This is a genomic window from Pseudomonas sp. JL27(2026) (genome assembly GCF_056933555.1).
Map to the genome: position 1 here is coordinate 743,619 of NZ_CM167794.1, position 24,743 is coordinate 768,361.

21 protein-coding genes are annotated in these 24,743 nt (G+C 60.0%); 5 read left to right on the top strand and 16 right to left on the bottom strand.

What is annotated here, in order from left to right; translation table 11 throughout:
- Positions 1–123 precede the first annotated feature (123 nt).
- Complete coding sequence (locus AC1Z1G_RS03340) at positions 124–774, bottom strand: hypothetical protein (protein WP_483624858.1); 651 nt, start codon at positions 772–774, stop codon at positions 124–126.
- A 276-nt stretch (positions 775–1,050) separates the two neighbouring features.
- On the opposite strand from AC1Z1G_RS03340, the gene AC1Z1G_RS03345 reads away from it, so the two are divergent.
- A complete protein-coding gene (locus AC1Z1G_RS03345) occupies positions 1,051–1,875 on the top strand; it encodes a hypothetical protein (protein ID WP_483624859.1) in 825 nt (274 codons plus the stop codon).
- A gap of 51 nt (positions 1,876–1,926) precedes the next feature.
- Positions 1,927–2,610, top strand: a complete 684-nt coding sequence (locus AC1Z1G_RS03350) for a hypothetical protein (protein ID WP_483624860.1) — start codon at positions 1,927–1,929, stop codon at positions 2,608–2,610.
- A gap of 44 nt (positions 2,611–2,654) precedes the next feature.
- Here AC1Z1G_RS03350 and AC1Z1G_RS03355 read toward each other — a convergent pair whose 3' ends face one another.
- The 15 genes from AC1Z1G_RS03355 to gcbA all read right to left on the bottom strand — a co-directional run bounded on the left by AC1Z1G_RS03355 (position 2,655) and on the right by gcbA (position 22,073).
- Positions 2,655–3,251: a MarC family protein gene (locus tag AC1Z1G_RS03355; protein ID WP_483624862.1), complete on the bottom strand. Its 597-nt coding sequence runs from the start codon at positions 3,249–3,251 to the stop codon at positions 2,655–2,657.
- Between the two features lie 63 nt (positions 3,252–3,314).
- A complete protein-coding gene (locus AC1Z1G_RS03360; protein WP_483624863.1) occupies positions 3,315–6,092 on the bottom strand; it encodes a hybrid sensor histidine kinase/response regulator in 2,778 nt (925 codons plus the stop codon).
- Between the two features lie 99 nt (positions 6,093–6,191).
- Entirely contained in the window at positions 6,192–7,487 is a 1,296-nt protein-coding gene (gene purD / locus AC1Z1G_RS03365) for a phosphoribosylamine--glycine ligase (protein WP_483624865.1), read from the bottom strand.
- A gap of 155 nt (positions 7,488–7,642) precedes the next feature.
- Positions 7,643–9,250, bottom strand: a complete 1,608-nt coding sequence (gene purH, locus AC1Z1G_RS03370) for a bifunctional phosphoribosylaminoimidazolecarboxamide formyltransferase/IMP cyclohydrolase (RefSeq protein ID WP_483624867.1) — start codon at positions 9,248–9,250, stop codon at positions 7,643–7,645.
- An 82-nt stretch (positions 9,251–9,332) separates the two neighbouring features.
- A complete protein-coding gene (gene fis, locus AC1Z1G_RS03375) occupies positions 9,333–9,653 on the bottom strand; it encodes a DNA-binding transcriptional regulator Fis (protein WP_003186237.1) in 321 nt (106 codons plus the stop codon).
- Positions 9,650–10,660, bottom strand: a complete 1,011-nt coding sequence (gene dusB, locus AC1Z1G_RS03380; RefSeq protein WP_347903787.1) for a tRNA dihydrouridine synthase DusB — start codon at positions 10,658–10,660, stop codon at positions 9,650–9,652. The genes fis and dusB overlap by 4 nt, the downstream gene beginning before the upstream one ends.
- A gap of 196 nt (positions 10,661–10,856) precedes the next feature.
- On the bottom strand, positions 10,857–12,104 hold the full coding sequence (locus AC1Z1G_RS03385) for a DUF3426 domain-containing protein (protein ID WP_483624870.1): 1,248 nt from the start codon (positions 12,102–12,104) through the stop codon (positions 10,857–10,859).
- Between the two features lie 30 nt (positions 12,105–12,134).
- Positions 12,135–13,013: a 50S ribosomal protein L11 methyltransferase gene (prmA, locus tag AC1Z1G_RS03390; RefSeq protein ID WP_483624872.1), complete on the bottom strand. Its 879-nt coding sequence runs from the start codon at positions 13,011–13,013 to the stop codon at positions 12,135–12,137.
- Positions 13,014–13,047: 34 nt separating this feature from the next.
- Positions 13,048–13,935 carry an EI24 domain-containing protein gene (locus AC1Z1G_RS03395; protein WP_483624874.1) on the bottom strand — a complete coding sequence of 296 codons (888 nt, stop codon included), beginning with the start codon at positions 13,933–13,935 and terminating at the stop codon, positions 13,048–13,050.
- A gap of 70 nt (positions 13,936–14,005) precedes the next feature.
- A complete protein-coding gene (accC, locus tag AC1Z1G_RS03400) occupies positions 14,006–15,361 on the bottom strand; it encodes an acetyl-CoA carboxylase biotin carboxylase subunit (protein ID WP_347903792.1) in 1,356 nt (451 codons plus the stop codon).
- 17 nt (positions 15,362–15,378) lie between these two features.
- The gene (gene accB / locus AC1Z1G_RS03405) at positions 15,379–15,837 is read right to left on the bottom strand and encodes an acetyl-CoA carboxylase biotin carboxyl carrier protein (RefSeq protein ID WP_483624876.1); all 459 of its coding nucleotides are present in this window, start codon (positions 15,835–15,837) and stop codon (positions 15,379–15,381) included.
- 47 nt (positions 15,838–15,884) lie between these two features.
- On the bottom strand, positions 15,885–16,337 hold the full coding sequence (gene aroQ, locus AC1Z1G_RS03410; RefSeq protein WP_063323112.1) for a type II 3-dehydroquinate dehydratase: 453 nt from the start codon (positions 16,335–16,337) through the stop codon (positions 15,885–15,887).
- Between the two features lie 141 nt (positions 16,338–16,478).
- Positions 16,479–18,266 carry a protein-disulfide reductase DsbD gene (locus AC1Z1G_RS03415; protein WP_483624878.1) on the bottom strand — a complete coding sequence of 596 codons (1,788 nt, stop codon included), beginning with the start codon at positions 18,264–18,266 and terminating at the stop codon, positions 16,479–16,481.
- A gap of 124 nt (positions 18,267–18,390) precedes the next feature.
- A complete protein-coding gene (locus AC1Z1G_RS03420; RefSeq protein ID WP_483624880.1) occupies positions 18,391–20,349 on the bottom strand; it encodes a methyl-accepting chemotaxis protein in 1,959 nt (652 codons plus the stop codon).
- Positions 20,350–20,402: 53 nt separating this feature from the next.
- Positions 20,403–22,073: a diguanylate cyclase GcbA gene (gcbA, locus tag AC1Z1G_RS03425; protein WP_483624881.1), complete on the bottom strand. Its 1,671-nt coding sequence runs from the start codon at positions 22,071–22,073 to the stop codon at positions 20,403–20,405.
- Between the two features lie 289 nt (positions 22,074–22,362).
- On the opposite strand from gcbA, the gene AC1Z1G_RS03430 reads away from it, so the two are divergent.
- The 3 genes from AC1Z1G_RS03430 (at position 22,363) to AC1Z1G_RS03440 (ending at position 24,540) form a co-directional block, all read left to right on the top strand.
- Positions 22,363–23,430 (top strand): DUF2333 family protein, encoded by a 1,068-nt coding sequence (locus tag AC1Z1G_RS03430; protein WP_347903799.1) that lies wholly within the window; start codon positions 22,363–22,365, stop codon positions 23,428–23,430.
- A 3-nt stretch (positions 23,431–23,433) separates the two neighbouring features.
- Positions 23,434–23,991, top strand: a complete 558-nt coding sequence (locus AC1Z1G_RS03435) for an NUDIX hydrolase (protein ID WP_483624882.1) — start codon at positions 23,434–23,436, stop codon at positions 23,989–23,991.
- 177 nt (positions 23,992–24,168) lie between these two features.
- Positions 24,169–24,540 carry a translation initiation factor Sui1 gene (locus AC1Z1G_RS03440; RefSeq protein WP_483624884.1) on the top strand — a complete coding sequence of 124 codons (372 nt, stop codon included), beginning with the start codon at positions 24,169–24,171 and terminating at the stop codon, positions 24,538–24,540.
- Positions 24,541–24,743: the final 203 nt, after the last annotated feature.

A 24,743-nucleotide genomic window follows, 5' to 3' on the forward strand; every position in this document is an offset into this window, starting at 1 on the left:
AGCGGTCCCCCTTCCCACATGTCTAATGTATGAAGGGGGAGGTTGAGGATGTGAGTGTTGAGCAAAAAAGGCACTGGCTGATTTGAGTAATAAGGTCTTCTGGCTGCTCATCTATCGTGGCGTTTATGTATTTCTCTTCCTCAAGACAAATCGTTTCATGATCTGTTCACGGAGTTTAGTCGCCATGAGCTCCCTTTTCGTGTCGAGTACGTCTCTGTCTAATATAAGAAAGGCACTCTGCTGAATAAGCTTTGCTGATTGTTTCTCCCAGGGCCAAAACAAAAAGCTATGCTTTTCGGCATCGGCCACCAGCTCTAGATTAAAGACTGCCATGTGAAGGTTTCCACTTGGGTCGTAACGGGAGGGAGCCACTTGGAAGCGACGTCCTTTAAGACTTTCTTTATCCAGTGAAAGCACAGCGGGCTGATCGGGTTTTAAGGCATCAAGGGTGTCAATCATGGCGTTCCCTTGTCGAGGGTCGCTCATGGATTGCGCGCTCCGCACCAGGAAATCGGCAATGCTCCCCGAAATATCAGAGCGTGTGCGTGTCGTGATGGCCCCTTCATGAAGCGACCAACCAAGAAACATCAGCGTGCGAACATATTCGTCCAGCCAGTGTTGTGAATTGGCAAAGCGATTGTGAACGAGGTCGGCTGACCTTGTTGCGATCCGTGTGCAGTTCGTCAAATCATCAAAGTCTTGCAGGGATAGTTCGTCGATACATGAAATAAGATTGTGGCTCGTCACCAGTCCGTGCGATGTCCCATGGTTCATGAGTTATTCCTGATTAAGGTGGGTAAGTTATTTTTTCAAGAGTGTTGTGGTATGTATGTGTGGCCCGTAAAGATTACAGTGGTAGGCACGTGAGTTGAATGAAGTGCTGTTGTGAGATTTGTTCTTTATGTGTTTTGATTTTTTGGTCTGTTGGGTGGGTTGAGGTTGTTGTACATATGATGTATTCAATAGGAATTGTTTGCTGAAATGCTATGCGTTAGATTCGGTGTGTGCCCAATGAAGGGTGCAAGTGAATTAACAAAAGGAGCGTTGAATATGGATGTTGTGGAAAGTGCTGCTGGTATGAAAAAAAGTGTTGCTTTGGTGAAAGCGCGAATCAGCAAGCGTCAATCATTACAGCCTGCTGTTTCTCGTGTAAGGGCATTTGCGGCAACAGACACCTCTAGCCCAACCAAAGAATTGGATGCAGTGGTGTTGGGCAATACGCTCGTGGGCTATGGCGCTAACATTTCGCTTGAGAATATGGCGATTATCGAAAATCTCATTAAGTTTTCGAAGCTGGAGGCGAGCTACGAAGTTCCAGGTGATGACCCTGAAGCGTGGTATCTCGCCTTCCTGCAGTGCATGGATGAGGCAGGTTGTTTTGTCGCAGACGCCGGTTATACCGCCTATCGGAAGAACTCTCATCAGTTGACAATGGATAACATCGTTACCGATATCGTTAAGGCCGGTATTGATGCCGCAAAAGCGGCGATTCCTGGTGCAGCGGTGCTCAGTGCGATTGCCGACTCGACATTGGCTGCCCTGAAGGCGAAGCCTGAAGCGATAAATTTGTATAATCGTGAAGTTACCAAGAGCAAAGGTGTCAGGCTCGCGGTAATGCCATGCGATCAACTGGCAAACGGTATTATTCTGACTTCGTTAGTGTCGATTGATAGCGTCGGAGGCAACAAAGAAACCGCACCTGTCTTTTTCAACTGGAAAACATCTGGTCTCGATATTTTTCGCGGCAGTTCTTTTATTACCTTCAATCCACTTAATTATGCGGAGTTAAAGGGTGAGCTGGAAGAGTACCTTGGGAGGCATTTCAAGGCGGCACTTAGCAATAGGTTTCAGCGGCGCAAGAACGCAGCCAAATAAGTAAATAAGGCCGGTGATGCAATATCGCTGGCCTCTTTTTGGAGTGCGGATATGGAGTATTCTGTTTATATAAGCGCCGGCAGCGTTTTGGCTGTCTCACAGGCTTTGTCGCCTGCCAGGCAACAAGACGCGCTTGACACTATTTTATTTGCTCAACTTGCTGCTGACGAAGATTTTCCTAGCGGTTTTAATGATGCGCAGTGGTTTGATATTTTTACGAGCACCTTATCTGCTTGTGGTTGGGCTTTTTATGCCCAGAAAGAAACAGATGAGCAATTTTCGACGTCTGATGAAGCGAAATCTTCAGTGAGAGATGCACTTGCCGCATCCGCTAACCGTAGTTACTCGGACGATCAGGTGGCAGTGCTCTCGGCCGCACTGGATAAAGTAGTGGCGTTGCCTCCCGATTCGGACGTGGCGCAAGTCTTTCGCGAACACAGCCTATTGGGCGGCGGTGCAGAGATGACGCGGGTAAGAGTGATGGGAGGCATTGTGGAGGCGAACGGATTTTTGAGTATGACGTCCGTGTCTTTTGATACTCGCGTAATGGTCGGCAAACATTTCTTTGATAATGAGGTCGCGCGGAATCAAGTCGACGGCGCTGTAAGCAGCCGGTTTTTCCTGGCTCGTTTTAATCACGATGAATTTAACGACTACAGGGAAGATACTGTGCAGTGGCTAGGGGGGCAGCGGGGCACTCAATGCGTTGAGATCGGAGTCTTGTCAATTGAATAGCGAAAACCAGGGCCGAGGGCTTTAAATCCTTCGGTCTTGTGCATTCAGGGCACCAGATAGCCCTTCACCCCGGTAAAGATAATCTGCGCTGCCAGCGCACACACAAACAACCCCATCAACCGGCTGACGATCTGCAGGCCCTGATCGCCGAGGATCCGTTCGATGCGGTTGGACAGATACAGCACCACGCCGACGGTCAGGCTGGCCATGGCAATACTGAGGATGGCAGTGAGTTTGTCGTCCCAGTGTGGCTGGCTGACGCCCATCACCAGCAAGGCCCCGATGGTGCCGGGGCCGACCGTGAGCGGAATGGTCAGCGGGACGATAGTCACGTCCTGTTGCACATTGTCGGTCTGCACCGCGGATTTGCCCTGAGCCATGCCCAATGCCGAGATGAACAGCACGCTGCCGGCGCCAATGCGGAAGGCATCCACCGTAATGCCGAACACACTGAATATCACCCGCCCGAACAGGTACAACAGAACGCTGGAAACCAGGGTGGCGAGGGCGACTTTCCAGGCCAGGCGTCGCCGCTCTTTGCTTGAGTAGCCACGGGTCAGGCTGATGAAGCAGGAGAGCACGAAGAACGGGCTATAGAGCACCAGCATCTTCAAGTAAACGCTGAACAACACGTGGAGCATGGCGCAAGCTCACTGGCGGAGGAAGTCGACGGGAGTCTATCAGGCGGTGCGTAGCCTGTCGGCTCAGTTAGTGTGAGCCGTCACCCGATTCTGTTGATCGCGCTGGGCAACCCAATGCTCGATCAGCTCGCGCAATTGCGAGAGTTCGACCGGTTTGGCCATGTGACCGTCCATCCCCGCCTGACGGGCTCGCTCCTTGTGCTCGGCAAGGATGTGGGCAGTCAATGCCACCACTGGCGTGCGAATCCGTTGGTTCCCGACTTCCCAGGCGCGTAGCTGCTGTGTTGCAGAGAAACCGTCGAGAATCGGCATTTCGCAGTCCATCAATACCAGGTCGTAACGCTGGGCTTTCATGGCGCGCAGCGCTTCTTCGCCGTTGCTCGCGGTGTCCGGTTGCAGGTTGAGCTTGCCGAGCATGCCGCGAATGACTTTGGTCGAGATGCTGTTGTCTTCGGCCACCAGAATCCGGAAGTCGCTTGGCACCTTGACGGGGAGCGGGGTACCAGGTGGCAGTTGAGAGGAGACGGCAAGGCCTTTACTGCGCTGGTTCAGTTCGTCCGCGAGGGTGGTCTTGAGGGTATAGCCGGCCACCGGTTTGGCCAGGATGCGCTTGATCCCGCAGTTACGCGCGATGATCTTGCTCGGCGCGTTGCTGATGCCGGTGAGCATGATCAGCAGGATGTCGTGGTTCAGGCTCGGGTCTTCCTTGATCTTGGCGGCCAGTTGCATGCCGGTCATCCCGGGCATGTTCTGGTCAAGCAGGACCACGTCGAAGTAGTCGCGCAAGTGCGCCTTGGTCCGCAACAGGGCCAGCGCCTCTTTGCCTGACGGTACGGCACTCACATTCAGGCCCCAGGCCGTGCATTGCTGCACCAGGACTTTGCGGCAGGTATCGTTGTCGTCGACCACCAGGACCCTTGCACCTTGCAGCGGGCCATCGAGGTCGGATGTCGGGTGTTCGAGGCGCTCGGGGTCCAGGGGCAGGGTCAGCCACAGCGTGCTGCCCTGGTTGCTGCCACTCTTGACGCCGAATTCGCCGTGCATCAGCAGGATCAGTTGGCGGGCAATCACCAGCCCCAGGTTGCCACCCAGGCGTGTGGCCGAGAGGAAGTTCTTGCTGTGCAGTTCGGCATGCAGCAAGGCCTCGCGCTCGTCGGCTTCCATCGGCAGGCCGCTGTCTTGCACCGCAATACGCAAACGGGGTTTGGCACTGCGCTCATCGAGGGCGACGACGATCAGGATCTCGCCTTCGTCGGTCTTCTTCAGGGCGTTTTCCAGCAGGCTCAGCAGCGCCTGGCGCAGGCGTGTCGGGTCCCCGCTGATGACTCGCGGAACTTGTGGCTGAATGAAGCTGATCAGTTCGACGTTCTGCTGCTCGGCCTTTGCACGGAAGATGCTGAGGCAGTCTTCGATCAGGGCATTGAGGTCGAATTGCACGTCATCGAGTTCGATCTGCCCGGACTCGAGCTTGGAGATGTCGAGGATCTCGTTGATCAGGGTGAGCAGTTCGTTACCGGCACTGTGGATCGTTTGCACATAATCGCGTTGCTTGACCGACAGCGGCGTGCCGAGCAGCAGTTCGGTCATGCCCAGCACACCGTTCATCGGGGTGCGGATTTCATGGCTGATTTTTGCCAGGAACTCGGCCTTGGCGTTGATTTCGGCATTGCTTGCGGCCAGGTCGCGGCTGACGCTGAAACGGTCTTCGGTGATGCTGCGCTGACGCTCGCCCAGGGCGATGCCCATCAGCAGGCCACTGATGCACATGGTCAGCATCAAAGTGATGATCAATCCTTGGGGGGCGGCCAGTGTCAGCCCCAGCATCGCGGGCAGGATGATCAGCGCGCCGATGTTGAATACCACCATGCCCGCCACGAACCACCGGGCTGGCCGGTAACCTTTCTGCCAGTGGTAGATGCCGACGAACATCATGCTCAGGCCGGAGATGGCGATCAGGCTGTAGGTAATGACGTTCAGCGGCAGCGTGTTGACGAACAGCAGCAACAGGCCGCACAAAGTGGCAAGCACGATGTTGCCCAACAACAGCTTGTTCAGCGGATGAGGCCCGAGCGGGGTGAAGAAGCGATAGGCGAACATCAGGCCGCAAGGCGCGGTCAGCAGAAGGAACAGATAAGCGCCCGGGGTTTGCAGGGCGTGCCAGTCCGGCAGCCATGGTCCGGCCAGGTTGAGCAACAGCAACAGGCTGAGCGTCAGCAGGCCTTCGCAGGCCGACAGCCACAGGCTGCTCCGCGAGCGGGTGTAGGCATATCGGGTCAGGTTGTGCAGGATCAGCATCAGCATGCAGCCGAACAGCAAACCGTAGATCAGCGTTTGCTTCTGGTCGGCGGCGCCCACGACAGCAGATTGCAGGGTGATGTAAGGCCGCAACTGGTGATCGGAAACCAGCCGTACATACACGTCGAGGGTTTTATCGCTTTGGGGCAGTGGCAGCATGAAGTCGCTGCTGGGCAGCGGCCGTTCGGCCATCGGGTGGTCGGTGCCGGAGCTCAACTGGTCGATGAGTTTGTCGCCATCGAGCACGTACAGGTTCAGGCGCGCCAGATCGGGCGCGAAGATGCGCAGCAGTTGTTCGTGCTTGCCGGGGTTGAGCTTGAAACGCAGCCACAGGGCGCCGTCCGGCTCGGCCGCAGTGAGCTGGTCGAGGTCGGTCGGGCTGAATTGGTTGGTGTAGCGGGCAGAGCGGATATCGCCCAGTTGCAGGTCGCCCTGTTCGTCGAGCAAAACCGCCCAGCCACTGCCTTGCGCGGCGTTAGCCGGAAGCATGCAGAGCAGGGTCAGCAGGCTGACGGTGAGACCTATGGCAATCCTGAGCCAGCGCACGGCGAAATCCCTTCGTAGGTTGATGCCAGATTACAACTATGCGCGGCACCGGAATAGTACGGCAAGGGCCGCAAGCCCCTGCCTAGCCGAATGGATAGCTTATTCCTGATTTTCGCCACGCTCGCGAGCAATGGCGCGATAGCCAATGTCCTTGCGGTAGAAGCAGCCGTCCCAGTCAATCCTGGCTGCCAGTTTGTAAGCCTGTTGCTGGGCGGCGTCGACGCTGGTACCCATGGCGGTGGCGCAGAGCACGCGGCCCCCGGCGGTCACGACCTTGCCATCCTTGAGGGCGGTGCCGGCGTGGAAGACTTTCCCTTCCAGGGCGGCGGCGGCCTCCAGGCCTTCAATGACGACACCCTTGGCGTAGTCACCCGGGTAGCCGCCAGCGGCCAGCACGATGCCGACGCTCGGGCGTGGGTCCCATTGTGCTTCGATCTTGTCCAGCGCCTGTGCCAGCGCGGCTTCGACCAGCAACACCAGGCTCGACTGCAGGCGCAGCATTACCGGTTGGGTCTCCGGATCTCCGAAGCGGCAGTTGAACTCGATGACTTTCGGGTTCCCGGCCTTGTCGATCATCAGGCCGGCGTACAGGAAGCCGGTGTAGACGTTGCCTTCTTCGGCCATGCCGCGCACGGTCGGCCAGATGACCAGGTCCATGACGCGCTGGTGCACTTCGCTGGTCACCACCGGGGCCGGGGAGTAAGCCCCCATGCCGCCGGTGTTCGGGCCCGTGTCGGCGTCGCCCACACGTTTGTGGTCCTGGCTGGTGGCCATTGGCAATACGTTCTTGCCGTCGACCATGACGATGAAGCTGGCTTCTTCGCCATCGAGGAATTCTTCGATGACCACGCGCGAACCGGCATCACCGAAGGCGTTGCCGGCGAGCATGTCGCGTACGGCGTCTTCGGCTTCGGTCAGGGTCATGGCAACGATCACGCCTTTACCAGCGGCCAGGCCGTCGGCCTTGATCACGATCGGCGCACCTTTTTCACGCAGATAAGCCAGGGCTGGCTCGATCTCGGTGAAGTTCTGGTAGTCGGCTGTCGGGATCTTGTGGCGTGCCAGGAAGTCCTTGGTGAAGGCCTTGGAACCTTCCAGTTGGGCGGCACCGGCGGTTGGGCCGAAGCAGTCCAGGCCACGCGAGCGGAACAGGTCGACCACGCCCGCTACCAGCGGTACTTCAGGGCCCACGATGGTCAGGGAGACGTTCTTTTGCGCAAAGTCTGCAAGCTGCTCAAGGGCCAGTACGTCGATGGCGACGTTCTCGCATTTGGCTTCAATGGCGGTGCCGGCGTTGCCCGGGGCAACGAAAACTTTCTCGACCCGTGGGTCCTGAGCGACTTTCCACGCCAGGGCGTGTTCACGACCGCCGCTGCCAATGATCAAAACATTCATTTCAAAAACCTCGGATGACGCTAATTCTGGATGCAGCGCTGAAGCTGCTTTTCTGTGGGAGCGGGCTTGCTCGCGAAGGCGGTGTGTCAGTCAGCATCAATGTCGCTGACAGATTGCATTCGCGAGCAAGCCCGCTCCCACATTTGATCGTCGTATCAGTGACGGAAGTGGCGCATGCCCGTAAAGACCATCGCGATACCCGCTTCATCAGCTGCCGCGATCACTTCGTTGTCACGCATCGAGCCGCCCGGCTGGATCACCGCAGTGATGCCGACCTTGGCAGCGTTGTCGATGCCGTCACGGAACGGGAAGAACGCGTCCGAGGCCATGACCGCGCCCTGCACTTGCAGGCCGGCGTGTTCAGCTTTGATCGCAGCGATGCGCGCAGAGTTCACGCGGCTCATCTGGCCAGCGCCGACACCGATGGTCTGGCGGTTCTTGGCGTAGACGATGGCGTTGGATTTGACGTACTTGGCGACTTTCCAGGCGAAGATCAGGTCGTTGATTTCCTGCTCGGTCGGCGCGCGCTTGGTCACGACTTTCAGGTCGGCGCTGCCGATCATGCCGATGTCACGGCTCTGAACCAGCAAACCACCGTTGACGCGCTTGTAGTCCCAGGCCGGGGCGCGGTCTGCCGACCACTCGCCGCAGGCCAGCAGGCGCACGTTGGCTTTGGCGGCAACAATGGCGCGGGCCTCGATGCTGACGCTTGGGGCGATGATGACTTCGACGAACTGACGCTCGACGATGGCTTTGGCGGTCTCGGCATCCAGCTCGCGGTTGAACGCGATGATGCCGCCGAAGGCCGACTCGGTGTCGGTGGCGTAGGCCAGCTCGTACGCCTGGCGGATGCCACCTTCAGCGTCCGGGCTCACGGCAACGCCGCACGGGTTGGCGTGCTTGACGATCACGCAGGCCGGTTTGACGAAGCTCTTCACGCATTCCAGCGCAGCGTCGGTGTCGGCCACGTTGTTGTACGACAGCTCTTTGCCTTGCAGTTGGGTTGCGGTGGCGATGCCGACTTCGGCGGGTTTGGCTTCCACGTAGAACGCCGCGCTCTGGTGCGGGTTCTCGCCGTAGCGCATTTCCTGGGCCTTGATGAACTGGCTGTTGAAGGTGCGCGGGAATTCGCTGCGGCCGGACGTCGAGAGGGTGTCGGCCGCCTGGTTCACGGTGCCCATGTAGTTGGCGATCATGCCGTCGTAGGCCGCGGTGTGTTCGAACGCCTTGAGCATCAGGTCGAAGCGCTGAGCGTACGTCAGGCCGCCGGCCTTGAGGCTTTCCAGGACGTTGGCGTAGTCGCTGGCGTTCACCACGATGGCCACGTCTTTGTGGTTTTTTGCTGCCGAGCGAACCATGGTCGGGCCGCCGATATCGATGTTTTCGATAGCGGTCGGCAGGTCGCAGCCAGGCTTGTTGATGGTGGCTTCGAACGGATAGAGGTTAACGGCCACCAGGTCGATCGGCTTGATGCCGTGCTCATTCATGATGGCGTCGTCGATACCGCGACGACCGAGGATCCCGCCGTGGATTTTCGGGTGCAGGGTCTTGACCCGACCGTCCATCATCTCTGCGAAACCGGTGTAATCCGCGACTTCCACAGCGGCCACGCCGTTGTCCTGCAGCAGCTTGAACGTTCCGCCGGTGGAGAGGATCTCGACGCCCAGGGCTTCCAGCTCCCTGGCGAATTCGAGGATCCCGGTCTTGTCGGAAACGCTGATCAAGGCGCGGCGGATCGGCAGGCGGGTAGTCTGGTCGGTCATCTCAATTTCCATCAAAAGCAAAGGAAGTCAGCAAAAAAGGCGACCGGTTTTACGCGGGCGCCTTTCTGGTTTGATTGAATGCTTACAGCAAATCGTACTGCTTGAGTTTCTTGCGCAAGGTGCCGCGGTTCAGCCCCAGCAGCTCGCTGGCCTTGGTCTGATTGCCCTTGACGTAGTTCATCACGCTTTCGAGCAGGGGAGCCTCGACTTCGGAGAGCACCAGGTTGTACACATCCGTGACGGCAGCGCCCTCAAGGTGGGCGAAATAATTGTGCAGCGCCTTCTCGACACTCCCGCGAAGGGTCTGGCCTTCTTCGCTGGGTGTATTGAGGTGCTGTTTCAAATTCACGTTGTCGCTCACGGGTGTTGTTCCACTCACTAAAGTCTCGGTCATCATCGTCATGCGGCCACCCCTTCTTCGTCCCCTGTCAGGCTCTTGTAACGTTCGGCGAAGAACTCCCGGACGTTGGCGCATTGTGTTTCCGTACCATCCAAACGATTGAAGTGGGCGCGAAACTCCCTGGCGCCCGGCAGGGTTGCGAGATACCAGCCCACATGCTTGCGAGCAATGCGTACGCCCATGACATCCCCATAGAAGGCATGCAGCGCGGCCAGATGCTCAAGCAGAATACGTTCCACCTCGATCAGCTCCGGTGCCGGCAGCTTCTCGCCGGTACGCAGGAAATGGTCGATCTCACGAAAAATCCATGGCCGCCCCTGGGCAGCCCGGCCAATCAACAAGCCATCGGCACCGGTCGCGTCCAGCACGTACCGGGCCTTCTCGGGCGAGTCGATGTCGCCATTGGCGAAGACCGGAATCGACACCGCCTGCTTGATCGCGGCAATGGTGTCGTACTCGGCAACGCCGGTGTACAGATCGGCGCGGGTTCGTCCGTGGACTGCCAGCGCTGTGATGCCTGCCTGTTCGGCGATTTTCGCCACCGTAAGGCCGTTCTTGTTCGCCCGGTCCCAGCCGGTGCGGATCTTCAGGGTCACCGGTACATCAACCGCCGCCACGACGGCGTGCAGGATCTCGGTCACCAGGTCTTCATCTTTGAGCAAAGCAGAACCGGCGGCTTTGTTGCAGACTTTTTTTGCCGGGCAGCCCATGTTGATATCAATAATCTGTGCGCCCAGCTCGACGTTGGCCCGGGCCGCTTCCGCCAACATCTGCGCATCACCACCGGCGATCTGGACCGAGCGTGGCTCGGGATCACCTTCGTGGATCATGCGCAGACGCGATTTGCGGGTGTTCCACAAACTCATGTCGCTGGTGACCATTTCCGAGACTACAAGCCCTGCACCCAGTCGCTTGCAAAGCTGACGAAAGGGCTGGTCGGTGACGCCCGCCATCGGGGCGAGAATCAAGCCGTTGTGCAATGTGTATGGGCCGATGCGTACCGCCGACATAGGACTTCCCTGTTGTGGGGTCGGATCATGGGAGTTCGAAAAAGGGTTGGCATGATACCCGCTCTCGATGACTGGATAAAGGCTGAATTGGATAAAATCTGAACAGTTGTCCCGTTAATGCCAGTCGTTTGCTTTGCCGGGGCGCAGTCAGAAAACCGCCGTCAAATCGGGGGCGCTGCTGGCGCTGTGTTGCCGTTTACTCGGGGGAGTGAAAACTGAGGCTGTAATTCACCGCTTTCGGGCCGGGGTCGAGAATGTCCAGAGCGATGTGGATTGGCGTTTGCGACGGCATTTCCGCCAGGCCCTCCAGGTCTCCATTGAGGTATTCGCCCGGTTTGAAGCGCCGACTGGCGATCAGGTGACCGTTGAGGTCGGCAAATCGCAGCTCCAGCAGCGGGAACGGCTGGGAGAACGGCGCCCGGTTGTAGATGATGGCGTCGACCACCAGTGCGCCACTGAAGTCCGGATGGCTGCGCACCACCAGGTTGCTGCTCTTGATACGGGCGATGTCGACTTTGGACGGCACCGTGCAGCCGATTTCCGGGCACAACTGCTGGAACCATGGACGGTACTGGTCCTGACGGGCCAGCTCCTCAAAGTGGTAAGCGATGTACTGGCCGGCCAGCGCGCCCGCGCCGAGCAGAATCAGCAGCGCCCAGAAGAACCGTCGACCCCAGGGCGAGCGACGGCGCTGCCAATCAAGGTGCAGCGGGTCGTCGACCAGGTCCTGCAAGACTTCTTCGTGCATGGCCGGCTCGTTGCGTTCGCGCTTTTTGCGAGTCGGTTCGGGCGTTTCGTGCAGGTCTTCGTCGGTGTCGTCGGTGGCCGAGAGGCGTTCGTGAACCTCTGGATGATCGGGTGTGTTGTCCCGCAGCCGCTGCGGTGTCTCGGGCTCGTCATCGAGGTCGACGGGGGCGAGCGACAGAGACGGTTCGGTGCGAGCCGGTTTGAGCGGTGCCTCTACCGATTGCGCAGGTTTTGTCAGGGGTGCCTGGTGAATTTCGCCGCTCTGGGCGCGTTCGGCTGCCGATTCGCTGAACAGGCTGTCGGACCACGGTTGTTCCTCGTGGTCATCGCTGTCGCGACGGGCGCTGAGAGCGTCTTCCTTGGGCCTGCGTTCCTGGCCGAATTCCTTGGTGGGCTGGATTTCCCGTTGTTCGAGCTTGGCGAGTTCTTCGTCGAGGTCGAGGGCGTCCAGGTCAAGTTCGGCGGCTGACCACTGCTTCTGGCTGATTGCGCGTTGCGCCGGCGGTTCGACTGCAGCCGGCGCGGGCCGCGCAGCCGCTTGCTGCGCGGCCCGCTGCTCGAGCAACTGTCGTGCGGCGTTGAACACTTGCAGGCACGAGCCGCAGCGAACCACTCCGCGGGCCACGCTCAACTGAGCATGGCTGACGCGAAAGCTGGTTTGGCAATGCGGGCACTGGGTGACGAAGCTGTCGGTCATGCGGCCATCCGGAGAATGCAGGCGCTCATTTTAGCGCCGACGACCAGTGATGCGCACCCAGCCATCGCGATTGGCGATCGGGTCCAGGTCGAAGTCTTGGGCGTAAGCGGCAGCGACTTCTTCGCCTTGCTCGGCGAGGATGCCTGACAGCGCCAGGCGACCGCCGGCCTTGACCAGGCTGGACAGTCGCGGAGCCAGGGAAACCAGCGGCCCGGCGAGGATGTTGGCGACCAGTACGTCAGCCTGAACCTGGGGCAAGTCTTCCGGCAGATACAGTGGGAACAGAGCGTCGGCAATGTGGTTGCGCCCGGCGTTGTCGCGGGATGCTTCCAGTGCCTGCACGTCAATATCGGTGCCGACGGCTTGCTTGGCGCCCAGCAGCAGGGCAGCGATTGCGAGGATCCCCGAGCCGCAGCCGAAGTCCAGTACGTTGCAGTCTTTCAGGTCCTGGCCGTCGAGCCATTCCAGGCACAGGGCGGTGGTCGGGTGAGTGCCGGTGCCGAAAGCCAGGCCCGGATCGAGCAGCAGGTTCACGGCGTCCGGTTCCGGAGCGGCGTGCCAGCTCGGGACGATCCACAGACGCTGACCGAAACGCATGGGTTGGAAGCCGTCCATCCAGCTGCGCTCCCAGTCCTGGTCTTCGATGATTTCGCTGTGATGCTCAGGCAGCGGGCTGCCGGTCAGCAACTCAAGGTGAGCCAGGACCGGGGCGGGCTCGGTGCCGCCTTCGAACAGTGCCAGCAAGTGAGTGTGCGACCACAGCGGGGTGGTGTTGAGTTCCGGCTCGAAGATCGGTTGATCTTCAGCGTCCATGAAGGTCACCGAAACGGCGCCGACTTCCAGCAGCGCGTCTTCGTAGGTCTCGGCCTGTTGCGGAGTGATGGCGAGACGGACTTGTAACCAGGGCATGGCGGAACCTCGAAGACGCTAAAAAAATGGACCTTTACAGGGGCGGCAAGCTTACTTGAGGTGCGCAGGCCGCGCCAGCCGGGCTTGGTGCGCGTTCCATCCCGCGATAGGCCAGATGGCACGAGCCAGCACCCAGCAGCGCAGGGACCAGCAGGTTGAGTACCGGTACCAGTGCGATGAGAAAGATTAGCAGGCCGAAGAAGATCATGGCGCCGCGTTGCTGCCGAACGGCTTGCAGTTGTTCGCTGCCGCTGGCGATGCCCGAGAGCGCGGGGGCGGTGAGGAAGCGTACGTTCAGGTAGGCCAGCAGCACGATCAACAGTGCACCGTTGATCACTGGAACCAGCAGGCACAGCAGCGGGCCGATGCCAAGGCCCAGCCAGGGCGCGACGAAGTAGCGGGCGCCGCTGAGCAGTTCCGAAGCTCCGCGAGTTCGCTGTGTCAGGTGTGGGTACTGGCGAAGGGCGCGCTCGCGCAGGCTGCCCATCAATACCCAGCGCAAGGCCAGGCGGATGCTGAGCACGATCAGGCTGAGATACAACAGGGCAATCACTGCCAGCGTCAGTATGGCGGCATAGATCACCAGCATGCCCAGGACACCGGCAACGCTGGCCATCCCGGTAAAACCGGCGCCTGCCCCGACGCTTGCACCTGCTCCCACACCCAGGCCGCCCCCACTGGGGATAAAGCCCAGTACCGCGCCGCCGCCGACGATAAACAATGAGAGGTAGCCGGAGACGGTGCTGATCAGTGCGAAGTGGTTATAGAACAGCCAGGTCCACAGGCCGAAGGCCAGCAGACACAGCAAGCTCGAGCGAAACAGGATGCCGGGGCGCAGGCTGGAGCGTAGCGCCAGGGCCAGGCAGGTCATGGCTTCGCCGAAGGCACTGCCAATGGACTGGCAACGGGTTTTCAAGGTCATGGCATTTGCATCCCTGCAGAATGAGAAAAGGCCGCAGTGTGCGGCCTTTTCGGGGGTGACACGTGGCTGATCAGTGTTGGCCGGCCAGCTTGTGTTCCAGGTAGTGGATGTTGACTCCACCTTTGCAGAAGCCTTCATCGCGGGTCAGGTCGCGGTGCAGCGGGATGTTGGTCTTGATCCCGTCGACAACGATTTCGTCCAGCGCATTGCGCATGCGCGCCATGGCTTCTTCACGGGTTGCGCCGTACGTGATCAGCTTGCCGATCAGCGAATCGTAGTTCGGCGGAACGGCATAGCCACTGTACAGGTGCGAGTCGACGCGAACGCCGTTGCCGCCTGGGGCGTGGAAATGCTTGACCGTGCCTGGGCTTGGCATGAAGGTTTTCGGGTCTTCGGCGTTGATCCGGCATTCCAGCGCGTGACCGCGGATGACGACGTCATCCTGGGTGAACGACAGCTTGTTGCCTGCGGCGATGCTGAGCATCTCCTTGACGATGTCGATGCCGGTGACCATTTCCGATACCGGGTGCTCAACCTGAACGCGGGTGTTCATTTCGATGAAATAGAACGCGCCGTTCTCGTACAGGAACTCGAAAGTACCCGCGCCACGGTAGCCGATGTCGATGCACGCCTTGACGCAGCGAGCGAAGACTTCCTGGCGAGCCTTCTCGTCGATGCCCGGTGCCGGCGCTTCTTCGAGAACTTTCTGGTGGCGGCGTTGCAGCGAGCAATCGCGGTCACCCAGGTGGATGGCATGGCCCTGGCCATCGGAAAGTACCTGAACTTCCACGTGACGTGGGTTGGTCAGGAATTTTTCCAGATAGACCATCGAGTTGCCGAACGCCGCGCCTGCTTCGGAGCGGGTCAGTTTCGCCGAGGAGATCAGGTCTTCTTCTTTGTGCACAACGCGCATGCCGCGACCACCACCGCCGCCAGCGGCTTTGATGATCACCGGGTAACCGACTTCGCGACCGATGCGCAGAGCGGTTTCTTCGTCTTCAGGCAGAGGGCCGTCGGAACCCGGAACGGTTGGAACACCGGCAGCGATCATGGCGTGCTTGGCCGATACCTTGTCGCCCATCAGGCGAATGGTGTCGGCTTTCGGACCGATGAACGCGAAGCCGGAGTTTTCGACCTGTTCGGCGAAGTCGGCGTTTTCCGCGAGGAAACCGTAGCCTGGGTGAATGGCGGTAGCGCCGGTCACTTCAGCCGCGGCGATGATCGCCGGAATGTGCAGGTAAGAATGCGCGGCCGATGCCGGACCAATGCAGACGGATTCGTCTGCCAGGCCCAGGTGCATCAGCTCTTTGTCGGCCTTGGAGTAAACGGCGACAGTCTTGATGCCCATCTCTTTACAGGCACGCAGGATCCGCAGGGCAATCTCACCGCGGTTGGCGATCAGAACTTTTTCCAACTTCGCAGTCATCAAAGTCTCTCCGCGGTTCAAACGATGGTGAACAGCGGTTGGTCGTACTCAACCGGCTGGCCGTCTTCGACGAGGATGGATTCGATCACACCGCTGGTTTCAGCTTCGATGTGGTTCATCATCTTCATGGCTTCGACGATGCACAGGGTGTCGCCTTTCTTCACGCTCTGACCCACTTCAACGAAGGACGGCGAAGTCGGCGAGGATTTGCGATAGAAGGTGCCAACCATTGGCGAGCGAGCAACGGTGCCGTTCAGCACAGGTGCGGCCGGCGCGGCAGGTGCAGCGGCAGCAGCCGGTGCGGCGGCAGGCGCGGCAACCGGAGCCGCCATGGGTGCAGGTGCGTAGTACTGCTGAGCAGGAGTCTTGCTGTGGCGGCTGATACGTACGGACTCTTCGCCTTCCTTGATCTCGAGCTCGTCGATGCCGGACTCTTCCAGCAGTTCGATCAGTTTCTTAACTTTACGGATATCCATGAATCATCAACTCCCAAGGGTCGGTCAGGGGCGTTTACGCTTGTTGTTCAAGCCGTTGCCTGTCTTTCAAGCTGCTCTAGTGCGGCCTCCAGGGCCAGTCGATAACCGCTGGCGCCAAGGCCGCAGATCACTCCTACCGCAACATCGGAGAAGTAAGAGTGATGGCGGAAAGGTTCGCGTTTGTGAACGTTAGACAAATGCACTTCGATGAATGGGATGCTCACCGCCAGCAGCGCGTCACGTAATGCGACACTTGTATGTGTAAAAGCTGCTGGATTGATCAAAATGAAGTCGACACCTTCGCCGCGAGCGGCGTGAATGCGGTCGATCAATTCGTACTCGGCGTTGCTTTGCAGGTACAGCAAATGGTGGCCTGCCGCGCGGGCACGCTGTTCCAGGTCCTGATTGATCTGGGCCAGGGTCACCGCTCCGTAGACGCCCGGTTCGCGGGTGCCGAGCAGGTTCAGGTTGGGGCCGTGCAGAACTAGTAGGGTCGCCATCTGCTGTTCCTTGTTATCTGTGTGCAGTTGTCAGAACCCGGCGACTATGCCGCAAAGCCTTTGTGACTGTCCAGTTCTCTGCAATAGCCCGCACGATGACCGATGATTGCGCGAATTATGTGGCCAACTGATTAAAACCGGTCATTCGCTTTGGTCGCGTGCTTGCGCAACACGTTCGGCGAAGTCTTTTGCATTGATCTCGCCGATCACCCGCACATCGGCCTGCTCGACGCCGTCCTTGCCGAAAAACATCAGTGCCGGTGGCCCGAACAGTTTGTAGCGGTCGAGCAGAGCGCGTTGTTCGGCATTGCTGGCGGTGATGTCGAAACGAATCAGCCGGTAGCCCTTGAGGCGTTCGACGACGTTGGCCTCATGAAGCACCTCGCGTTCGATCACTTTGCAGCTGATGCACCAGTCGGCGTACCAGTCGAGCAGCAGTGGCGTGTTGGCGGACTTGGCCTCGGCCAGCACGTGGTCCAGTTCGGTCGGGGTGGTGATGGTTTGCCAGTCACCAGTGCTTTGCGCCTGAGGTTTGCCTGCGGTGCTGACGGCTTGGGGTTGACCAATCGGGCTGAACGGGTCGCTCTGGCCACTGAAAGCCCCGTACCAGCAGGCCAGTGCGTAAAACACCAGGAACATCCCGAGCAGTTGGCCCAGGCGTTTGCGTGGCGGTTTGTAGACGAACTCCAGCGCGCCAAGAAACAAGCCGACCCCGGCCGCCAGCAAGCCGATCAGCAGTAAGGTCAATTGCCCCGGCAACACCCGGCTCAGCAAACCGACCGCCAGACCCAGGAGCAACACGCCGATAGCATTCTTCACGTAGATCAGCCACGGGCCGCTTTTCGGCAGCCAGGCTGCACCGCCGGTCGCAACCAGCAACAGCGGGGCGCCCATCCCAAGGCCGAGCATGAACAGTTTAAGACCGCCGCCCAGCGCATCGCCGCTGGCGCTGATATACAGCAACGCACCGGCCAACGGTGCCGAAACACAGGGAGAAACCAGCAAGCTGGAGACCACTCCGAGCACCGCCGCGCCCCACAACGAGCCCCCTTCGGTGCGGTGGGCGATGCGGTCCAGCCGGCTGCTGACGGCGTGCGGCAATTTGAGTTCGAAGACCCCGAACATTGCCAACGCAAACACTGCAAAAAACAGCGCGAACGGCACCAGCACCCACGCCGATTGCAGGCGCGCCTGAAGATTCAACTGGGCACCGAACATCCCCATCAGCGCACCGAGCAAGGCGAAGCAGGCGGCCATCGGCAGTACGTAAGCCAGCGACAGATTAAAGCCGCGCACGCCACCGACCTGCCCGCGCAGGACCACCCCGGAAAGAATCGGCAGCATGGGCAGCACGCAAGGCGTGAAGGTCAGGCCTACGCCTGCGAGGAAGAACAGGGCCAGTTCGCGCCAGCTCCAGCCAGCTGGCGCGGCTGCGGTTGCGGCCGTGGCGGGCGTCACAGTGGCGGTCGCAGTGACGCCGTCAATGCGCAGGCGTTCGGTTTCGGGCGGATAGCACAGGCCCTTGTCGGCGCAACCTTGATAGGTGACGGCGAGGGTGAAGCCGCGCGGATCGGTGCGCGGCAGTTCCACATCGAGAATGCCGTGGTAGACCTCGACATCCCCGAAGAACTCGTCGTGTTTTTTCTCGCCTGAAGGCAACTGCGCGGTACCCAGGCTGATGTCGGCGGGGTCGCTGCGGAACTGGAAACGGTGCCGGTAGAGGTAATAACCCTCGGAGGCGACGAAACGCAGCTTGATCGATTGCGGGGTGCTTTCTACCAGGCTCAGCTGGAAGGCTTCGCGCACCGGCAGGAAATCGGCGCTGTTGTTGATCGAGCCCAGCGTCGAGCTTGGGCGACTGTCCAGCAGCCCCGCGGCATTCACCGGCAGGGCGAGGATAAACAGCATCAGGCAGAGCAAGCGGCGCATGAGAATCTCGCGTATCGAAAGTGCACGCATGATAGCGGACAGATTTGCATCTGTGGCCGGTCGATCTCTGTGGCTAGGGAGCAGGCTCCCTAGCCACAGAGATCAGCCTCGCTCAGGGTTTGTGTCAGACGCGGAAGGCTTGAACGGCGGTGTGCAGTCGCCCGCCCAGTACCAACAAATTTTCGCCTTGCTCGCGTCCCTCGCCAATGCGCAGCAAGTTATCCCCACCCCATTGGTGAATCCGTTCGCTGTGATCGCGAATCTCGCTGACCGCGCCGCTCTGCTGGGCGGTGACATCGGCGATGCGCACGGCGGTGTCGGCAATGGTCTGGATCGCCCCGACAATTTTATCCAGCGCGCCGTCGGCCGCCTGAGCCTGATTGGCGGTGGCTTCGGCATGGTCGACTTGGGCGCGCATACCTTCCACCGATTGCCGGGCGGCGGTTTGCAGGCCGGCGATCAGCGTCTGGATCTCGGCGGTCGCGCCAGCGGTGCGTTGTGCCAGTGAGCGAACTTCTTCGGCCACCACCGCAAATCCCCGGCCCATTTCACCGGCCCGGGCGGCTTCGATGGCGGCGTTCAGTGCCAGCAAATTGGTTTGATCAGCAATCGAGCGGATCACCGTCAGTACCCCGCCGATGGTCGCGGACTCCTCGGCCAGGTGTTCGATCATCTGCGCGTTGCCTTGCACTTCTTCGACCAGTGCATGCAGGCCGTTGAGGCTTAAACCGATCACTTTCTGCCCGTGCTCTACCGCGAGCCCGGCGTGGCGGCTGGCATCGGCGGCCTGGCTGGCGTCACCGGCCACTTGTTGAATCGTCGCCTCCAGTTCGCCGAGGGAGTCGCGAATCAGCGCCGTGTCACCGGCCTGATGCTCGGCACCGCTGTGCAGGTCATTGCTCAGTTCAGCCAGGGTCCGGCTGCTGCCGGCGACTTGCTCGGCGTTCAGGCGAATGGTCCCGACCAGGTCCACCAGGTAGGCGCGCAGGCGGTTGAGCGACGCTTCTATATCATGCAGTTCGCGGTTGGTTGCGCCCAATTGAATGTCCCGGCTGAAGTCACCCTCGGCCCAGGTCGAGAGCGCTGGCGCCAGGTTGGTCAGGGTCCGGGCCAAACGTCGCTGCAAGGTGTCGATGAGCAGGGCGATCAGCAGGATCAGGCCGATCATCACGCCTTGCATGAGCCGCACTTCGCCCTGAATCTGCCCATGTTGCGCGCGTACCGTGGGTTCAAGGCCTGCGATGGCTTGCTGCACGCTGGCAATTTTCAGGTGAGTGGCGGCACTCAAGTCGGCGCGTTTGCGGATTTGCTCGCGGGTGCGGCTCAGCTCGGCCGGGTAGCGCGTCAGCAGGCTGTTGAGTTCCCGTTTGAGGCCAATGCCGGCGTCTTCGGCGGTGGCTTTTTCGGTGTTTTCCAGGCCCATCATTGAGGCAAAGTCGTCGGTGTTCGACTCGTTGCTGGCCGCCACGCCAAGCAACGGCAAGGCCTCGATCCGCTCAGCCTGGGCGCGGATGTTGGCGACTTCGCGTTCGACATCGGCCGCCAGTTCGCTGCGACCACTGCTGACCAGTTTGTCCCGGGCCAGCGAGAGTTTGCCCAGGTGTTGCGAAGCCGCCAGCAGTGGCGGCAAATACGCGGCGGAACCCGTGGCGGAACCCGTGGCGTATTGGCTCAGTTGTTCCAGGCTGGCGCCCAATTCGCGTTCGGCCTGCAACAGCAAGGCTTGTGGGTCGCCCGCGAGTTTGCCGGCGGCCAGCAGGTCGGTTTTGCTGAATTCATCGAGGCTGGCAAGGCTGGGTCGCACGCTTTGGGCGAGGTCCTCCGGCAGGGCCGCGAGTTCGCTGTTCAGGGTGTCGATGGCCTGGCTGGCGCCGCTCAGGCGCAAAGCGTCGCCGCTGGCCAGGTAATCCTCGATATTGCGTGCGACCTGATTCTGGAATTGCTGCGACAAGCCCAGGTAGCGTTCCATCAGCAGGTAGGGACGCTCCAGGGCTGTTTGCGACCACCACAGTGTGGCGCCGAGGGCCACGCACACGGCGACCAGCAGGAGGGTGTTGAGATTGGTCAGCAGCTTCAGGCGCATCGCGGTTCTACCAACGACAAAAATGGTAAGCGCCTGAAGTTATTGCGTTTCTGTTACAGCGTTATGACCGAATCGGTGCTATCTGATGAAAAAGTGGCACTTTGACTTGATTGCCGCGCCGCCTGCACCCGGTTACGCCCGGCGTCCTTGGCGCGGTACAGCGCCTCGTCGGCCTGGCTGGCCATCATCAGGCTGTCGCAGCCTTCGGTCAGCTCCACGACCCCGGCGCTGAAGGTGCACCAGAGGTCATGGGGTTGTGCTGGATAGTGAATCTCGGCGAAGCGCTGGCGGATTTCATCCAGCACTTTATAGGCCGATTCGATATCGGTGTCGGGCATGACGATGGCGAACTCTTCGCCGCCGTAACGGCCAATGAAGTCGGTCTTGCGCAAGCGTTGTTTGAGGAACAATGCCAGGCTCTTGATCACCCGGTCGCCCATGGGGTGGCCGTGGCTGTCGTTGACCCGTTTGAAGTGGTCGATGTCGAGCATCGCAAAGCTCAGCGGCTTGTTCTCGCGGCGAGCGCGGAAACTGCAGTCTTCGAGCAATTGCAGGATGTGGGTGTGGTTGTAGAGGCCGGTCAGGCTGTCGCGGACCATCCGCGCCTTGAGGTTGCGCGCACGGGCGGCGCGATTGCGCACGGTGGTGATGAGGTGGCGCGGCTTGATCGGCTTGGTCAGGAAGTCGTCGCCGCCCTCGCTCATGGCGTCGAGTTGCTTGTCCAGGTCGTCTTCGGCCGACAGGTAAATGATCGGCACGCTGACGTAACGGTCGTTGTGGCGAATCACCTTGGCCAGTTCCGTGCCGGTGCAGGCCGGCATGTACATGTCGAGGATGATCAGGTCGGGCTGGAAGTCCGCCAGTTCGGCCATCGCCTGGATCGGCTCGATCAGTGTGCGGGTGACGATGCCGGCGCTGTTGAGGAGGCGCTCGGTGTGCAGGGCCTGGGCGCGGGAGTCATCGATGATCAGCACTTTGTAAGGTTCGTACTGGGCGACGCAGGTCAGGACTTCGATTTTTTCCAGCAGGCTCGACGCTTCGAGGGTGCCGGTCAGAAATTCCTGGCCTCCGGCACGCACGGCGGCGAGGCGGGTCGGTGTGTCGGTTTCCAGCAGGCTGAAAAACAGCAGGGGCAAGCGTTGCTCCAGCCCCTCCTGGGCTTCGGCGGCCAGTTTCAGGCCGATGCCGGCGCCACTGAAATCAACGTCCATGACAATCGCGGCCGGCAACCGCTCGACCATCGAGGAGCGGAACGCCGCCACGCTGTCCAGTGCCTGGGCGCTGAGGCCGAAAAATTCGAGTTGCTTGGCCAGCCGCTCGGCGCGATCGTGATCTTGCAGCATCACGTAGATGGGTTTGCGCAGCGGCGGCAGGAAGGTTTGTTCGAGTTGATCGCCATGCCGCAGGCCGGTGCGCGACAGGCGTTGCATCAGGCGATTGAGGTCAGTGATCAAACCGCTGCTCAAGCGCCCGCGATTGGCGTCCACAGCTTCCAGCGAATGGCTGATGCTGCGGGCCAGTTGGGTATGTTCGGGTTGTTCGAAACGTTCGGCGAAGCGCAGCAGGCGCAGGTTGGCCTCACTGAGCTCCGACAGGTCGGTGCCCGACCATTCGCTGCGTTGCAGGCGCTGCCATATCTCAAGAATCTGACGTGCCTGATGAATTACCCGCTGGGCAAAGTGGTGCTTGAGGCGCTCACGGCTGGGGTCTTCTGGCTCGGTCATATCCTGACTACTAGTTAGGGTGCATGCTGAGATCGACTGGTGGCTCTATGCTAGCACCTCTTTTCGGTTGCATGAGTGTCGTACATCAATAATCTGCAACGCGAGGTGATTCAGTTCCTGACCCACGGGTCGCTTAGGTTCTGATCTGTGCTTCATTTATAGTGGCGACTCGATCCATGGCCATTGGGCGGTGCTGTGTTTGCCGGATGATTTAATCCGCTCAAGCGCTGGCACGATGGAGTAGGGTGATGGTCGAACCGATGAACTCAAGTGTTAAAAGGATAGAGCCATGCTGGACTGGAAGAACCGCACAGGCAGCGCGCCTGAACGTGCCGCTGAACCTAAGTCGGCAACTCGCAGCTATTTTCGCGGCGTGCTGTTCAGCCGTGCGCTGGCCACGTTGCTCGGTTTGTACTTGCTGGTGACTGGCGCCCTGGGCTGGTACTGGAGCGAGGAGCCGGCGCTGTTCCCGGTCCAGCAGAATGCCCAACTGGCGGCCGAGAAAGAAGGCAAGCAGATGGTGGTGGGCTATACCACCGTGGAAACCCTCAAGACCGTCGCCGGTACGTTGCTGACCAAGCCAGGCGGCTACATTTCCAACGACCGTTTCCCGCCGGGCCTGTGGATGGACAACATGCCGAGCTGGGAATACGGCGTGCTGGTGCAGGTTCGCGACTTGAGCCGTGCGCTGCGTAAAGACTTTGCCCGCTCGCAGTCGCAGTCTGCCGAAGACGCCGACCTGGCCAAGGCCGAGCCGCGTTTCAACTTCGACAACAAGAGCTGGGTGCTGCCGTCCAGCGAGTCCGAGTATCAGGAAGGCATCAACTCCCTGAGCCGTTATCAGGCGCGGTTGTCCGATCCTAACCAGAAAAGCGCACTGTTCTACGCCCGCGCCGACAACCTGAACAACTGGCTGGGCGATGTGGGCACCCGCCTGGGTTCGCTGTCGCAACGGCTGTCGGCCAGTGTGGGCCGGGTCAAGCTCAATACCGCGCTGAAAACCGAAGTCATGATGCCGGGCCAGGTGCCACAGGTGGATGAAGAGGTGGTGGAAACCCCTTGGATGCAGATCGACAACGTCTTCTATGAAGCACGTGGTCAGGCCTGGGCTCTCTCGCATTTGCTGCGCGCCATCGAAGTCGATTTTGCCGATGTACTGGCCAAGAAGAACGCCACGGTCAGCGTGCGTCAGATCATTCGTGAGCTGGAAGCATCGCAAGAACCGGTCTGGAGCCCGATGATCCTCAACGGCAGCGGCTTCGGTGTGTTGGCGAACCACTCGCTGGTCATGGCCAACTACATTTCGCGGGCCAACGCGGCGGTGATCGACCTGCGTCAACTGCTCAATCAGGGCTGAGCCATGCTCACCAACCCCAACGAGGCTGCGCACCGCGCAGCCTCCGATGCCGAACAGATCGCCTGGGTCGACGAGCAGGATCACCTGCTCGGCGCCCTGGTGCGCTCCGAATTGCGTGAGCGTGGGCTGATCGGCCGTGGCACCTACATCATGCTGTTCAACTCGGCCGGTGAGCTGTGTGTGCACCGCCGAACCTTGAGCAAAGCCATTTACCCGGGCTTCTGGGACGTGGCGGCAGGCGGCATGGTGCTGGCCACCGAGACCTACGCCGAGTCGGCGGCCCGTGAGCTAGCCGAAGAACTGGGCGTGAGTGGCGTGGAGTTGACCGCCCATGACCATTTTTTCTTCGAAGACACCGGTAATCGCCTCTGGTGCTCGGCGTTCTCGGCCGTCTGGGACGGGCCGCTGGTGCTGCAACCGGAAGAAGTCCTCGAAGCGCGCTTTATTCCCATTGCGCAGGTGATGCAGGAAATCACGCAAAAGCCTTATTGCCCGGACTCTCTGGCTGCCTTGAAACGCTATCTGCGGGCGCGTGAGGCAGGTGTTGTAAAAGATCTATAAATTGGCGCCGATTGGCTCTTAGCAAGTGCGCTTTTTGCCGTTACACTGCGCGACCTTTTAAAGCTGAGCTGCCATTGCGTGGCTCAGTAGCGCTGCCCCTGCCTGAGTGGGGCTTCGCGGTCGACAGCACTTGCCAAAGTGCATCGACCAGTCTTTGTCCTCCGAAGAGGATTGCCGGTGGCCAAAAAAGCCGCATCCTTCGCCGCCCTGGGCGGCCTGGTATTTTCCACCGACGCAGGTCGCCATTGCCCGGACTGTCGCCAGCCGGTGGATGCCTGCATCTGCACACAAACCGTTATCCCTGCCGGCGACGGCATCGCTCGCGTGCGCCGCGAAAGCAAGGGCCGTGGCGGCAAGACGGTGACCACCATCAGCGGCGTGCCGCTGGCCATCGAGGCGCTCAAGGATCTGGCCACGACGTTGAAGAAACGCTGTGGCACAGGTGGCGCGTTGAAGGACGGGGTCATCGAAATCCAGGGCGATCATGTCGAGCTACTCTTGGGCGAGCTGATCAAGCACGGTTTCAAAGCGAAGAAATCCGGCGGCTAGCCGTCTCTGTGAAAACCACCCCGACTTGATGCAGTCCTGATCCGATTCAGGTTTAACGTCGTCTCAATGGTTTTCACAGAGCCTGTTCTGACCGGTTTCTAAACTCAAGGCTGCAACCGAGGTCTATCTCTCCGTTGCAGGCTAATCGTCATTTTCATTCTTTAGACTGCGCCAGCCTCTGACAGGGTGGCGTTCTTTGACTT